Origin of the sequence: Streptomyces sp. R41 (assembly GCF_041053055.1) — a bacterium.
Taxonomy (GTDB): domain Bacteria; phylum Actinomycetota; class Actinomycetes; order Streptomycetales; family Streptomycetaceae; genus Streptomyces.
In genome coordinates, this window is sequence record NZ_CP163443.1 from 10,335,523 (window position 1) to 10,349,054 (window position 13,532).

Below are 13,532 nucleotides of genomic sequence, written 5' to 3' on the forward strand. Positions count from 1 at the left end.
ACTCACCCGGCTCACTGGTAGTGGACGAAACGCCGGCTGAGCCGGAACTGGAGGGCGGTGACCGCCATGATCAGCACGAACAGCAGCACGCCCACCGCGGACGCCTCGCCGAACCGAAGCTGCTCGAAGGCGTTCTCGTAGATGACCATCACGACGGTCCTGGTGGAGTCGCCGGGCCCGCCGTTCGTGAGGACGTACGGCTGCTCGAAGACCTGGAGCGCGTTGATGATGCCGACGACCGACGCGACCAGCAGCGTGGGCGACAGCAGGGGCAGTGTGACGGTGAGGTGTTTGCGCAGGCCGGTCGCGCCGTCCAGGGCGGCGGCCTCGTGGATTTCCTTGGGGATGTTGTTCAGGCCTCCGACGAACAGCAGGAAGGAGAAGCCGAACTGCTGCCAGACGTAGACGAGGATGACGGCGGCCATCGCCGAGTTCTCCGACGTCAACCACGGCACCGGGGCGATCCCGATGAGACCGAGCAGCCAGTTCACGACCCCGAAGTCCTGGTTGAACAGGTACTTCATCACCACTGAGATGGACGCCGCGGACAGCACCAGCGGGAAGAAGAACGCCGAGCGGAACACCGACCGCAGCCACACCGGCATTCGCCCGTTGACGGCCAGGGCCAGCACCAGGGCGATCAGCAACTGCAGTGCCACCGCGAACACCATGAACACCAGGGTGTTGCGGAAGGAGACCAGCACGGTCGAATCGCCCAGCACCTCACGGTAGTTGGCGGCCCCGGCGAAGCTCGGTGAGTCGATCACGTTCCAGTGGAAGAGGCTGAGGACGACCGAACCGGCGATCGGGACGACCGTGAAGACGACGATGCCGACGATCGTCGGCGCCAGGAACAGCGCGGCCAGCAGCCGGGTGCCGCGGTCGCGCGCGGAGGGCCGTGGCGCGACGGCGGCAGGTGCCGCGGGGCGTGGCCGTACGGCCGGGATCCGGGTGTTCGTCATACGTCACGCTCCATGGCCTTCTCCAGGTCGTCCTGCATCCGGCGCAGCGCGGGACGCACCGTCCGCGGGGAGGCCAGGGCGGTACCGGTGTGCTTGAGAAGCACCTGCTCGACCTCGGCGACCTGTGGCGGCGCGGGGATGGGCCCGGTGTCGGGGAACTTGTCGAGGGTGTCGTAGAAGACCTGCCAGTGCGCCGGGCCGGTCTCCTGGTAGCGGGCACCGGTCAGCATCGAACGGCGCGCCGGGGTGGTCTGGTTGCCCTGGAAGAGCTGGGTCAGGGTGTCCTTGCGGGCGGCGTACTTGATGAACTGCCAGGCCTCGTCCTGCTTCTTGGACGTGCGCAGCAACGCGTAGCCGGCCGCGCCGAACTGGTGGCGCTGGGTGCGCCAACGCGGGAAGTACTGCACGTCGTAGCCGGTGGGCTTCATGCCCGCCAGATGCAGACCGCCGGCCCAGAATCCGCCCGCGGGCGTGACGCCGACCCGGCCGGTGGAGAACACGCCGACGAGGTTGCTGCCGTTGCCGCCCTCGGGGCGGGTGCACAGGTCCTCCTGGATGAGGGAGGCGAGGTAGTCGTACGCCTCCTCCACGCGAATGCCGGTGGCCTGCGGGGTGGTCCATCGGAAGCCGCCTCCGCGCCCGCGTCGCTCGGCGGCCGGGTAGAAGGTGTCCCAGAGCCAGGAGCCGCCGGGCGCCTTGGACTCGGCGAGCAGGTTGGTGCCGTTCGCGAACAGCCAGGGCACCACGCCGCCCCACAGCCGGTTGGTCCAGAAGTACGGCGTGAAGTGGGAGCCGCTGGAGCGCTTCATGTCCCGCAGCAGCGCGGTGAAGTCGTCGTGCGTCCAGTCGGCGGGCGGGAGGTCCGCGCCCGCCCGCTTCAGCACCTGCTTGTTGAGATACATGTCGGCCGCGTTGAACTCGACCGGCAGCTGGTACAGGCTCCCCTCGTACATCATCGACTCCACCAGCGAGGGGTGGACATCGGCGAAGTACTCGCGCAGCTCGGCCGCGTCCCGCTTCACCCAGCGGTCCAGCGGCACGCCGAGGCGCTGGGCGAACAACTGGACGCCCTCGGTGGCGACGTAGACCAGGTCGGGGGCGCTGCCCGCCGCGATCTGGGTGAGGATCTTCGCGAAGAAGTCCGACCAGTCGACGGCCTGCACCGCGTTGATCCGGAGCCTGATGTCGGGATGCAGCTTCCGGAAGCCCTCGCTGAGGGTGCGGACGGCGGCCTGGTCGAAGGCGGAGCCCAGCGTGGCGACGACGAGGGAGCCGTCGTCACGGCCGGGGATGTCGGCTCCGGTGAGCCGGTCCCAGCTCGCGGCGGTGCCGGCCAGGGCGGCGGCACCCGCGCCGTAGGCGCCGTACCGCAACAGAGTGCGGCGGGGGAGGTGCGAGTCGGTCATCGGACAGGCCTAACTCGTGTTAGTTCAGGGATGATGCCCCAGATGATGTGAAGCGGGTCAGGGCCCTGTCAAGGGTCGCGAACGCTTGACCTTTAACGAGTTAGGTCTACAGTCCTGGTTCCACATGAGCCGCCGTTTCCATGACTCGCACGAGAGGAACGATGCGTGATGCGTGGGTTGTCCAGGAGAGCCTTGTTCGCCGGGTCGGCCGCGGGAGCGGCAGCCGTGGCGCTGCCCGCGGCGCCGGCCGCAGCCCGGCCCAAGGGCGCGAGATCCGGCGTGAGTTACCGCGCCGAGTACCACTTCACGGTCCCCGACGCGTGGAAGAACGATCCGCAGCGACCGGTCTGGATCGAAGGCGAGTATCACTACTACTACCTGTACAACGCGGACTACTTCACCGGAGCCGTCGGCACCGCCTGGCGTCTGGCCACCAGCACCGACCTGGTTGCCTTCCGGGACCGCGGGGTCGCTGTCCCCAAGGACACGACCCCCAACGGGGACGTCTGGTCGGGCTCCGCGGTTCTCGACGCGGACAACACCGCGGGCTTCGGCGCGGGCGCAGTCGTCGTCATCGCGACGATGTCCCACGACGACGGTCCCACCTCACAGGCGCAGTACCTGTACTACTCCACCGACGGCGGCCGCACCTTCACCAACCACGGCACCGATCCGGTCCTGCCCAACCCAGGCGTGCGCGACTTCCGTGATCCCAAGGTGATCCGGGACGAGGAGCGCGACCGGTGGTTGATGGCGCTCGCCGAGGGCACGAAGATCGGCTTCTACCACTCCGAGGACCTCAAGAAGTGGACGTACGCGGGCGGCTTCGTCAAGGAGGGGATCGGGACGCTGGAGTGCCCCGACCTGTTCCGCATCACGGCGGCGGACGGTACGGCGACGTGGGTCCTGGGCGTGAGCGCGAACGGCAAGGGCTCGGGGCTGCCGAACACATACGCGTACTGGACGGGCTCCTTCGACGGAAACGCCTTCACCGCCGACGCCGCCGACCCGCAGTGGCTCGACCACGGCTTCGACTGGTACGGAGCCGTCACCTTCGAGAAGCGGCACGCCGACGGCTCCGTCGACCCGCGCATCCGGTACGCCATGGGCTGGCTGAACAACTGGGACTACCCGAACATCACGCCCACGATCGACTGCGACGGCTTCAACGGCACCGACTCCATCGTCCGCGAGATCACGCTCGAGCGTGCCGGTTCCGGCACGTACTACCTGGCCTCGCGGCCGATCGCCGCCCTGGACGACCACGTCTCGCGCACGGTGCGCCTCGGCGACCTGAAGGTCGACGGGAGCCGAGTGCTGGACTACGCCGGCGTCGCCTACGAGCTCACCTGCGAGATCAGCTGGGACCAACTCGCTGGAGCGGGGGTGCAGTTGCGCCGCTCTGCCGACGGCAGCCGGCACATCGACGCGGGCGTCTACGGCGACTACGCGTTCGTCAATCGGCGCGGCGCCGTCAACCCCGACACCTCCGGCAAGTGGCAGGAGAGCCACACCCCGTTCGACCCGTCCGCGCGCAAGGTAAAGCTACGGATCTTCGTGGACCGCACGTCCGTCGAGGTGTTCGTCGACGACGGCCGGTACGTGCACTCGATGGAGGCGTTCCCCTACCTCGTCGACACCGGCCTCGCGCTGTTCACGATCGGTGGTGCGGCAGTGTTCCGGAACACGGTGATACGGGAGTTCACGGTGTGAGGCCTCCTCCGCCTACGACGTGTGCACGCGGCGAATGCGCTGCGGGTGGCGGCACCAGGTCAACGATCTCCCGGTAGGTGCTCACGACATAGCTCCTGGGCTCCTCGCGCACCACGGCCGGGTGGCGAGGAGCGCCGGGCCACATGGACCCGGCGAAGTCGAAGTCGAGGTCCGGCGTCGGTGAGGTCGCCTTGATCGCGGGGACGTTTCGCTTGCAGCCTCCGCTGGTCGGGCGGGGGCCGTCTCGTTCCCAGTCGGCGCCCGCCATCGCCGCCTGCCTCATCGCCGCCGTCGCCTCCTGGCTGCGCGGCGGCAAATACGTGCACACCGACCAGCCGATAGCCGTCGGCGGCACCGATTGCGCACCCGTAGCGCCGATCCTGGGGACGATACGCGGCGGCGTGGCACCGGAGCGAGCGGTCGTCCCTGTCAGAGCCGACGGCGTCCCTGGCGTCCCACGATCTGCCCCGCCGTTTGTCGGCCCCGGCACTGCTCGGGCCAGGCCGCGCGACGACAAACGCCGGCCTGCCGGGGGTGCATCCCTCGATGTGTACACGCTGATCGTCACTGCCCATGGTTACCGCCCGGCCACGTACGCGATGACGACCAGCGGCAAGGGCAGAACCGCCGGTGCGGACGCCACCCCCCGGGGCGAACGGGCAGATCACCGGCGTGGTCTGCGGACCGGGCCCGGACAGCCCACTGCCCGGGGCGGTGCTACGAGCCGTCGATCCGAGGGGCACGGTGGTGGCGTACGCGACCACCGGCCACGACGGCCGGTTCCAGCTGGCCGGCCTGCCCCACCACCTCTCCACGGCAACCAGGGCCGAAGCCTCGCCGGACCCGCCGGACCCGCACGTCCGGCCAGGCGCCACATTGCACCTCGAGCTGGACGGCACATGGTCATGAGCGAGTCACAGCGAGCAGTGTCCGGACCGTCAGCGCCGCCCTCGGGCCGTGACGAGATCGTGGCCCCACTGCGGACGGCAGTCCTGCGTCTGGCCCATGGGCAACGCGCACCGGCAGAACGGCACGACCTGACCCCAAGTCGTCTGACCGCCCTGGGTGTTCTGTCCGCACACGGCCCCCTACGGGTCGGCGACCTGGCCCGCGGCATGAGCATCAGCATGCCCAGTGCCTCCCGACTGGTCGACATCCTGGTGGCCGCCGACCTGGTGGGCCGCCGTCCCGACCCGCACGACCAGCGCGCTTCTCTCCTCGCCCTCACCCCGACCGGCACAGCCGTCCTGGACAGCATCCGCCGCGAGAGTCTCCAGGCCCTGGCCACGACCATCGCCACGCTTCCCGACGACCAGCTCGACACGCTCGCCGCTGCCGTGCCCCTACTGGACACGCTGGCTCAGCGATTGGCCCCCGGCGACCTCCCGACCCACGAACTCGCCACGCCCGCCGCGCACCGACGGCATCACCGCGCAGGGAGTGACGAGCCTTACTGACCCCAACTGTGCCGAAGGCGTCTTTTTCTGCCTGAGCACGACTTCGCCCACCCCACCTATGAGTCGCAGTCGCACCCGGGCCGGCCGACCAGATCCCAGAGGTCGTCCACGCCTCCCTCGACCGTGAAGGGTGCACCTGGCCATACGGTTGAGGTGTTGGGAGGTGGGCGCCGTGTTCGAATACGGAACGGACGGCCCGAAGGTGATCGTCGTCGGCGTGGACGGGTCCGAGTCGTCGTGGCGCGCCGCTTCTTATGCCGGGGGCCTTGCCCGACGGCAGGGGTCGCTGTTGGCCGTCGTGTACGTCCAGCCCCTGCCCACGATGGCGTTCGCGCCCGGCCTGTCCGCGGCGATGGCGGAGACCACCTCTCAGATAGCCGAGGACATCGTCTCGCAGGTACGGGAAAGGGCCGAGCTCCTGGGCGACGTCTTCCGGGTGCGGTGGGAGTTCCACACCGTCGCCGGCGACGCGTTCGGCGGCCTTGTGCGGGCGGCCGACGAGTTGAAGGCCGACGCTGTGGTCGTCGGCGCTTCCGAGCACGCGGGTCATCGCTTCATCGGCTCGCTCGCCGTGCGCTTGGTCAAGGCGGCTCGGTGGCCGGTCACCGTAGTTCCGTAACCGTTTCGAGGGACCGGTGTTCCGTTCGCTAAATGTCACCCGCTGCCCGCCCACATCGCCACTGGCGAGCCGGGATACCTGTAGTGATGTTGGCCTCCGCCGAGAAACCGGCACTGACGTTCCGGTGGCTGGTTCCGCGCCGCGCCTTACGCAGCGACGCATCGCCTGTGGGGGCGGCACCGATGGTGCCGCTGCACACGTTGCCCGCTCGGCACGGGCCGAGCAGCGCCGAACGATCCGAAGCCGGGAGGTGACGGTGAGCAGCGAGAACCGGCACACGGAACGAGGCGCTCCACACATCGCCTGCGGAAGCGAGGCGGGAGAGAAGAAGGCTCTGACTGGACGAGCAGCCGCCCCGCTCCGACACTGGCTGGTGGATCTTAGTACCAGGCGCAGAATGACCTGCTCGGCATCAGCAGGCTCTGCCATCACTCACACCCGCGACCGGACACACAGGCGACAGCCGCTGCCGGTTCTTGACTTCCCGCAAGTCCAGGAGATGACGCCATGAGCTCCTTCTCACCCGGTTTCCGCGGGCGTGCCCGTTCGCTGGCGGACCGTCTGCCTCCCGGCCAGTACCCCACGGAGCAGTTTCCCGTGCTGTCGGCGGGCCCTACTCCACGCGTCCCCACCGAGACGTGGGCCTTCACAGTGACCACGGAAGAGGGACGCGCGCACCAATGGACGTGGGAGGAGATGATGGCCCTTCCGCAGCAGGACACGGTGACAGACATCCATTGCGTGACCCGCTGGTCCAAATTCGACACCGAGTGGCGCGGTGTCTCGCTGGACGCCTTCTTCGAGGATGTCGAGACGGCCGCGGAGTACGCAGTGGTCCACAGTCACGGCGGTTACACCACGAACGTGCCGCTGGAGGACCTCCTCGATGGCAAGGCCTGGATCGCCCACACCTACGACGGCTACCCCCTCTCTCCGGAGCACGGCGGCCCGGCCAGGCTGCTCGTGCCGCACCTGTACTTCTGGAAATCGGCCAAGTGGGTGAGCGGACTGCAGCTCACACTGGAGGATGAGCCGGGCTTCTGGGAGTCGGTCGGGTATCACAATTACGGCGACCCGTGGCGCGAGCAGCGCAACTGGGGAGACTGACCATGACCCTCGCCTGGCGCAGGGCCCGGCTCGTCGAGCGCCATCCGCAGTCCGCCACCGCCCGCTCCCTGGTCTTCACCGTGCCGGGGTGGCCCGGCCACCTGCCCGGCCAGCACGTCGATGTGCGGCTCACCGCCGACGACGGCTACCAGGCGGTGCGCAGCTACTCCCTCGCCGCGCCCGCCGACGGCGACCGCATCGAACTGGGCGTCCAAGCCGTGCCCGACGGCGAGGTCTCGCCCTACCTGGCCGACGAGCTACCGCCGGGCGCCGAGGTGGAAGTGCGCGGTCCGCTGGGCAACTGGTTCGTCTGGCGCAGCGAGCAGACGGAACCGGTGCTGCTGGTGGCGGGCGGCTCCGGACTCGTACCTCTGGCGGCCATGATCCGTGCCCACCGCCAGGCGGAGTCAGGCAGCCCTTTTCATCTGCTGTATTCGGTGCGCACCCCCGACGACGTCTGGTACCACGACCACCTGGCCGACGGGGATCCCACCCTCGACGTCCGCATCGTGTACACGCGGCAGGCTCCGCCCGGCAGCACCCGCCCGCCCGGCCGTCTCACGCCGAAGGACCTGGACGCTTGGTCGAACCGACTGGAGCCGGTCAGCCCCGTCTACGTCTGCGGACCCACCGGCTTCGTCGAGACCGCAAGCGACCTGCTCGTCGACCTGGGGCGCGACCCCGCCACCATCCGCACCGAACGCTTCGGCTGACCCGCCGACCAGAACCGCACGGGAGGTCCTCATGACAGACGCTTCCACCCACCTGGACGGCAACTGTCTCGCCGGCCCGCTTTCGGAGATCCTCTCCGTGGAACCCACCACGGCCTGGTGGCGCTGCCCGGAGTGCGCCCGGACGGGCCCACTTGCCCAACTGCACGTCTACGGCCCCGAGCCGGGTCTGACCGCTCGGTGCCCAGGATGCGCGTATGTCGCCCTCAGGCTGGTCAGGGAGGGGGAGCACATCTGGCTGACGATGGGGAGCGGCACCGGCGCGTTCCGCTTCTCCATCACCTAGGTGACGTTCGCGGCGGACACGAACTGGCGTCGTCGTGTCCGCCGCGACATCTTCTCGTGCGTCAGCAGGTCCCCTCGTCCTGCCATGGCCCCCACTCCGAGGCGCTCGGCACCTCGTTCTGGGTCCACCACTTGGCCTTCCAGTTGTGCTTGTTGTACGAGACCTCGTTGCCGGCGGTATAGACCGCCGTCGAGCTCCAGGCGGTCTTGCACGCGGTGCTCGGAGGGGTCGGGGTAGGGGTGGGGGTGCTGGTGGGCGGGGTGGCTCCGGCGAACTTCACCGAGTACTTCGCGAAGTCCCAGGAGTTCTGCGCCACGCTGGAGCACGTGCCCGACGTGCGGCCGCCGTTGTCGGCGGGAGTGCACTGGCGGTCGCGGTTGAGGGACCAGAAGGTGAAGCGGTCCATGTTGTGGCTGGTGGCGTAGTCCAGCACCGTCTGGAAGTCGGCCTGTGAGAAGAACTCGCCGGTGTCGCTGCGTCCGTTCATCCCTGAGAAGCCCTCGTGGGCGTAGGCGGTCGCCTGGTCCCAGCCGAAGGTGGACTGGAGGATCGTGTTGAAGTTGGTGAGCGCGCTGGTCTGTGAGGCCGCGCCGTTGAAGCCGCCGTCGAACGGCATGATGGAGAAGTTGTTGGGCGTGAACCCCTGTGACTTCGCCTCCAGGAGCATCTGCTTGCCGAACCAGCCGGTGCCGTCCGCCGTGCCGGCCGTGGTGACGGAGACGTAGAGGCCGGGGTTGTTCTGCTGGAGGATCTTGGCAGCGCCGATCTCGTTCTTGATGGCCGCCGTGTTCTCGTACTCCGGCTCCTCCAGATCGAAGTCGATCGCGTGCAGGCCGTACTTGGTGATGACCTGCTGGTACGCCGCGGCGGTGGCGGCCGCGTCCGAGCAGGCCTGCCCGAGCTTGGTGCCGCCGTACCCGCCGATCGAGACGGAGACATCGCCGCCCTTGGAGCGGATGGTGTTGATGACCGACTGCACGGCGGTGTCCGAGGAGACGGCGGCCGTGCCGCCCCAAGTGGGGGAGCAGCCACCGCCGTTGGGGGCGAGGATGAACGCCAGCTGGAATGCCTTGAGGCCGGTTGCGTCCATGATGGCCGCCGGGTCCGGCGGGTCGTTGTCCAGTGGCATCAGGTAGGGAGCGGCGGCGTACCAGCGATTGCTGAGCGCGGTGGTCGCGCCCGAGGCATGGCCCGCGACCAGGGCGGTCGTGCCGACTGCGGCCAGGCTTACGGCGGCGGCCGCGCTCAGACATGCGCGAAGACGTCTCACTGTGCCTCCAGGGGAGTGGGGGAGTGGCCCCAGCTTCTGGGGGCTGTCGCGATCACGTCAATAAGTTGGACTAGACCAGACAGGTCTTTGGACTAGACCAGACGTTTCCTTTACCTTGACTGCGCGAGCTTGCCCAGGGTGGCCGGTTGCGCCGCCAGAGAGGTCGGCGCGATCCGGCAGAACGGCCGCCGGCTCAGCGAGTCAGGGACACTCTGACCAGCTCCACCGTCCCCGACCACACGTCGTCATCTGGATCGCGGATCCCGACAGCTCCTCGGAACAGGGACTTCGCCGCCTGGCAGCAGACACGGCCGCACAGGAAACCGACCAGTCTCCCACTCACCGATACGTCTCTCCTGAAAGCCTCGCATCGGACGCCACCGGCAGACGCACTACCAGCCGCGTAGCGGCGGGCCACGTGCGTGAAGGCGACGACCTCGATGTCGGCGTCGTACTTGTCGATGGTGACGGCCAGGCCGGGCCATGACCAAGAGCCAGGACCAGCCGGCAGCGGTTCGGGCCGAGTTCCTCGACTACTCCGTCGCGGGTGTAGCGGTACAGGGCGCCGGCGGGCAGAGCCAGTCGCCGGAGCCGTCGGAGCCCCGGAACCTGCCGGTCATGCAGGCGGCCAGATGATCAGTGCGTCGCGTACTCGTCGTGGCGGCGCAGCCAGAAGATCTCCTCGCCGTCCTCGTGGCGGCCCAGCGGCGTCCGGTCGAGGAGACCGTAGTAGGCCATGGCAGGCTCAAGCCCGCGAGCGGTGGTGACGTATGTCCGGTAGACGGTGCCGTCGGAGAGCGCGTAGGCGCTCAGCCCGGGCCCCTCGGTGACGTACCCGAGCACGTCCGTGCCGCACGCCTCCGCGTTCTGACTCACGGCCGGCGGCATCTCGCCCTCGAGGAACGGCCTCAGCTCCTCCTCGGTGTGCAGAAAGCCGAGGTCGCGGTGGAAGTCGCTGCCGGCGGTGGAGACCCAGTCGAAGCTCCAGCCCATCCGCTCCCTGTAGGCGAGAAGCTTGTCGAGCGGCGCCCGCGAGGAGCAGATCAGTGTCACGTCGCGGGCCTTGAGATGGACCGCGTTGGGGCTGAGGGTGTCCGCGATCGAGGAGCAGACCGGGCATCCGGCTTCGTACGGCGGGCCGAACATGAAGTGGTAGATGAGCAGCTGCGAGCGCCCGTCGAAGAGGTCCGCGAGCGACTGGGTCCCGTCCGAGGTCTCGAAGCCGTAGTCCTTCTCGACCGGCACCCAGGGAAGCTCCTGCCGCTTCCGCGCGAGCTCGTCGCCGCGTCGGGTGAGTGCCTTCTCCTCCGCGAGCAGCTCCAGGCGGGCCGCCTCGAATTCCTCCTGTGTGCCGATCCTGTGCTCGGGCATGGCCTTTCCCTCCTGTGTGGGAGCAGAGCACCGCATCGCGGCGGGCGGTCGCCCGCAGCATCTGCCTGCAGTGCCTGCACAGGCGTACCCGTCCGGCTATACGTCCACCGTACGCGCGCGGCGGCGGGCCTTCGAGACGAGCCAAGGGCCCTCAGCCCTACAAGATCATTCCCCTGGCGCCAATGGTTTCCGTTGTCCCCGAGGCCGGATGCCGGCAGAGGATCCCCCATCCGCATTCAGCGGTGGCTGTCGCCGGGCGCTAGCAGGCTGGTGACCTCAATGATCGCCTCGGTGGAGTGCAGATCCTCGCAGTCGCCAGTGACATCGCTCGGCCGCGCCTTACACGGCCTCTCACAACGGACAACGCCGGTTGCGGCACACAGGGGCGCCACGGCAGGGTTCGGGGTGTGCCCACTTTGCTGATCGTGCATCACACACCCTCGCCCAACTGTCAGGCGATGTTCGAAGCCGCCGTCTCCGGCGCGACGGCACCGGAGATCGAGAACGTCCAGGTCGTGCGGCGGGCGGCGCTGTCAGCCACCGCGTCGGATGTACTCGCCGCCGATGGATATCTGCTCGGCACTCCGGCGAACCTCGGCTATATGTCAGGAGCCCTCAAGCACTTCTTCGACCAGATCTACTACCCCTGCTTGGACGAGACGCGCGGCCGGCCCTTCGGCTACTACGTGCACGGCGGGAACGACGTCACGGGCGCGGTGCGCGGCATTGAGTCGATCACGACGGGCCTCGGCTGGCGGCGCGCGGCCGAGGCTGTGAAGGTGACGGGTGAGCCCGGCAAGGCCGACGTCGAGGCGTGCTGGGAATTGGGAGCGACGCTCGCCGCCCAAATGATGGGCTGATCCGACCGCAGCGGCGCACGAGCCCGGTCAGCCCATGACCTTACGCGGTACGAGCTCCCTCAGAAGTTGTAAGGCTTCGCCATGGTGGGCGTTCGCGCTGTCGGTGAAGAGGTTCACGGCGGAATGGACCTTGACCAACGCGGTTGCCTCGCACGCCGGTTGCCGGCCCGGGCGGTGAGTACGGCGGCGGCCCCCAGGTGGGCGAGTACTTCCGTGGTGCGGCCCTCTTCGGCCGGGACCCACCCGACCAGGGCAGGACCTGTGACTCGCCGCGAGTGCCCGCCTCGGCTCGCGCTGCCTCAAGTGCCGTCTCCAGTGGCGGAGTCCGGCCGTCACCGCCGTACCATCTGCGCCCTGCCATGCCTGTATGCCCCAGTCCTCCACGTCCAGCAGGCTCAGGCGACGTGACTCGTCGGACAGATTTTTGCTCAGCGCGCTGAGGGGCAACCGGGTCAGCGTCGCCGGTGGACGGGGGAGTCCCTGTCCCTGAGCGGTCGTGGCGAAGATGAGCGCCAGGCGCGGCGCGGTCGGCGGGGAGAAGCGGGCGCTCTCATACACGTCGGGACTTGACGAAGAGGGGCACCGAGGCAGGCCCTCCTCGGGCTCGTCCGGTTCCAAGCCGACCCACAAGTCGGGGTGGAGAAGGCGCGTCGACGGATGTGCCGTCAGCGGGCGGTCGCCGAGGTGACAGCCGCACGGGCCTCACGTTCCACCAGTGCGATGCCGTCCTTCATCGACGTGTTGCCGTCCGAGAGGACGGCGACGAGGTAGTGACGCCCGCTCGCCGTGACCTGTCCGACGCTGTTGACGTCCCACAGTCCGGTTGTATTGCGCTGCAGCCAGCCGTTCTTCAATGCCCATCCGGAACCGGCGGCAGCGGAGACGCCCCACGCCTGCTCGCCGACGATGCGCGTCATCAGCGTGCGGATGTACGTTCGGGACGCTTCGTTGAGCGCCGTGGAACCCGCGTGTGAGACCGGTCCGGTGTCGAACACCGCCCGTAGCAGCCGTATCTGGTCGCTCGCCGTCGTCCGCGTCAGCCCCCACTTGGCGCCGGGGCCGCCCTTGGTCGAGGTCAGCCCCAGCCGCTTGTTCGCCGCTTCCAGGCCCGGCGCCAAGCCGATTCGCCGCCACAGCGCGTTCGCCGCCGTGTTGTCGCTGCGCTCGATCATCGCCTCCGCCTGGGCCCGCTCCAGCGTGGTCAGGTCGTGTCCGGCGTCCTGCGCCTGGAGCAGTGCCGCGGCAAGGATGTCGACCTTGACGATGCTCGCGGTGTCATAGGGAGTGTCGTCGCCGTACACGGCGGGCTCGCGGCCCGTGCCGTCCAGGTCGAACACCGCAGCCGTCACCCGCGCCTTCCGCTGGGGCTGCACGAGTGGGGCGAAGTCAGTCGTGGCGGCGTCGGGCCGCACCGACGCCGGTGCCGCGGCCGCCGGGTCGAGCGATGCGGCCGAGAAGAGCGTTGCCAGCGAGGCCGCGAGAACGCCGGCGCGGACCGCGGCGCGCCTGCCTTGCGGCCTGCGCCTCCCCGCGCTCTGCGGGTGCGGCAAGGGGGACAGTCGGTGCGGCATGGTGAGGAGCCTCGGCAGTTCATGGGGGAGGCGTACAGAACTGCGAACGTACACAAAACGCCCGCCCCGCGACGTGACCGCTGCCACGGCAAGGCCCATTGGGTATGAAATGTGGCGAGAACCACAGGTCCGGGCGGGGGCGACTCCACAGTGGCCCGCCGCCGCGATCTTTGACCCGG

The 13,532-nt window shown here is 68.9% G+C and carries 14 protein-coding genes and 1 pseudogene; 8 read left to right on the forward strand and 7 right to left on the reverse strand.

The features are described from left to right. Positions 1–11: 11 nt before the first annotated feature. Together AB5J53_RS47110 and AB5J53_RS47115 are read right to left on the reverse strand one after the other, a co-directional pair. The gene (locus AB5J53_RS47110) at positions 12–962 is read right to left on the reverse strand and encodes a carbohydrate ABC transporter permease (protein WP_369251747.1); all 951 of its coding nucleotides are present in this window, start codon (positions 960–962) and stop codon (positions 12–14) included. Next, a complete protein-coding gene (locus AB5J53_RS47115) occupies positions 959–2,368 on the reverse strand; it encodes an extracellular solute-binding protein (protein WP_369251749.1) in 1,410 nt (469 codons plus the stop codon). Before AB5J53_RS47115 ends, AB5J53_RS47110 begins: the two co-directional genes overlap by 4 nt. Positions 2,369–2,536: 168 nt before the next feature. On the opposite strand from AB5J53_RS47115, the gene AB5J53_RS47120 reads away from it, so the two are divergent. After that, positions 2,537–4,081: a glycoside hydrolase family 32 protein gene (locus tag AB5J53_RS47120; RefSeq protein WP_369251751.1), complete on the forward strand. Its 1,545-nt coding sequence runs from the start codon at positions 2,537–2,539 to the stop codon at positions 4,079–4,081. Here the strand turns inward: AB5J53_RS47120 and AB5J53_RS47125 are convergent. Beyond that, on the reverse strand, positions 4,071–4,436 hold the full coding sequence (locus tag AB5J53_RS47125) for a hypothetical protein (protein WP_369251753.1): 366 nt from the start codon (positions 4,434–4,436) through the stop codon (positions 4,071–4,073). The genes AB5J53_RS47120 and AB5J53_RS47125 overlap by 11 nt on opposite strands. A gap of 275 nt (positions 4,437–4,711) precedes the next feature. Between AB5J53_RS47125 and AB5J53_RS47130 the strand changes: the two genes are divergently transcribed. The 6 genes from AB5J53_RS47130 to AB5J53_RS47155 all read left to right on the forward strand — a co-directional run bounded on the left by AB5J53_RS47130 (position 4,712) and on the right by AB5J53_RS47155 (position 8,281). Then, complete coding sequence (locus AB5J53_RS47130; RefSeq protein WP_369251755.1) at positions 4,712–4,990, forward strand: carboxypeptidase-like regulatory domain-containing protein; 279 nt, start codon at positions 4,712–4,714, stop codon at positions 4,988–4,990. Next, positions 4,987–5,538 (forward strand): MarR family winged helix-turn-helix transcriptional regulator, encoded by a 552-nt coding sequence (locus AB5J53_RS47135; protein ID WP_369251757.1) that lies wholly within the window; start codon positions 4,987–4,989, stop codon positions 5,536–5,538. The genes AB5J53_RS47130 and AB5J53_RS47135 overlap by 4 nt, the downstream gene beginning before the upstream one ends. Before the next feature lie 163 nt (positions 5,539–5,701). Further along, positions 5,702–6,157 (forward strand): universal stress protein, encoded by a 456-nt coding sequence (locus tag AB5J53_RS47140; RefSeq protein ID WP_369251759.1) that lies wholly within the window; start codon positions 5,702–5,704, stop codon positions 6,155–6,157. Positions 6,158–6,664: 507 nt separating this feature from the next. Next, the gene (locus AB5J53_RS47145) at positions 6,665–7,264 is read left to right on the forward strand and encodes a sulfite oxidase-like oxidoreductase (RefSeq protein ID WP_369251761.1); all 600 of its coding nucleotides are present in this window, start codon (positions 6,665–6,667) and stop codon (positions 7,262–7,264) included. A 2-nt stretch (positions 7,265–7,266) separates the two neighbouring features. Then, complete coding sequence (locus AB5J53_RS47150; protein ID WP_369251763.1) at positions 7,267–7,977, forward strand: ferredoxin reductase; 711 nt, start codon at positions 7,267–7,269, stop codon at positions 7,975–7,977. Between the two features lie 31 nt (positions 7,978–8,008). Further along, a complete protein-coding gene (locus AB5J53_RS47155; protein WP_369251765.1) occupies positions 8,009–8,281 on the forward strand; it encodes a DUF6510 family protein in 273 nt (90 codons plus the stop codon). A gap of 61 nt (positions 8,282–8,342) precedes the next feature. Here AB5J53_RS47155 and AB5J53_RS47160 read toward each other — a convergent pair whose 3' ends face one another. From AB5J53_RS47160 to AB5J53_RS47170, 3 genes and pseudogenes are all read right to left on the reverse strand, one after another. Beyond that, a complete protein-coding gene (locus tag AB5J53_RS47160; protein ID WP_369251767.1) occupies positions 8,343–9,551 on the reverse strand; it encodes a carbohydrate-binding protein in 1,209 nt (402 codons plus the stop codon). A 430-nt stretch (positions 9,552–9,981) separates the two neighbouring features. Then, positions 9,982–10,183 (reverse strand): annotated as a pseudogene (locus AB5J53_RS47165) (WYL domain-containing protein); the annotation flags it as partial. 4 nt (positions 10,184–10,187) lie between these two features. Continuing rightward, a complete protein-coding gene (locus AB5J53_RS47170) occupies positions 10,188–10,922 on the reverse strand; it encodes a DUF899 domain-containing protein (protein WP_369251769.1) in 735 nt (244 codons plus the stop codon). Positions 10,923–11,329: 407 nt separating this feature from the next. Here AB5J53_RS47170 and AB5J53_RS47175 point away from each other — a divergent pair, with 407 nt between their 5' ends. Further along, the gene (locus AB5J53_RS47175) at positions 11,330–11,782 is read left to right on the forward strand and encodes a flavodoxin family protein (RefSeq protein WP_369251771.1); all 453 of its coding nucleotides are present in this window, start codon (positions 11,330–11,332) and stop codon (positions 11,780–11,782) included. Between the two features lie 665 nt (positions 11,783–12,447). On the opposite strand, the gene AB5J53_RS47180 is transcribed toward AB5J53_RS47175, so the two are convergent. After that, entirely contained in the window at positions 12,448–13,353 is a 906-nt protein-coding gene (locus tag AB5J53_RS47180; protein ID WP_369251773.1) for a serine hydrolase, read from the reverse strand. Positions 13,354–13,532: the final 179 nt, after the last annotated feature.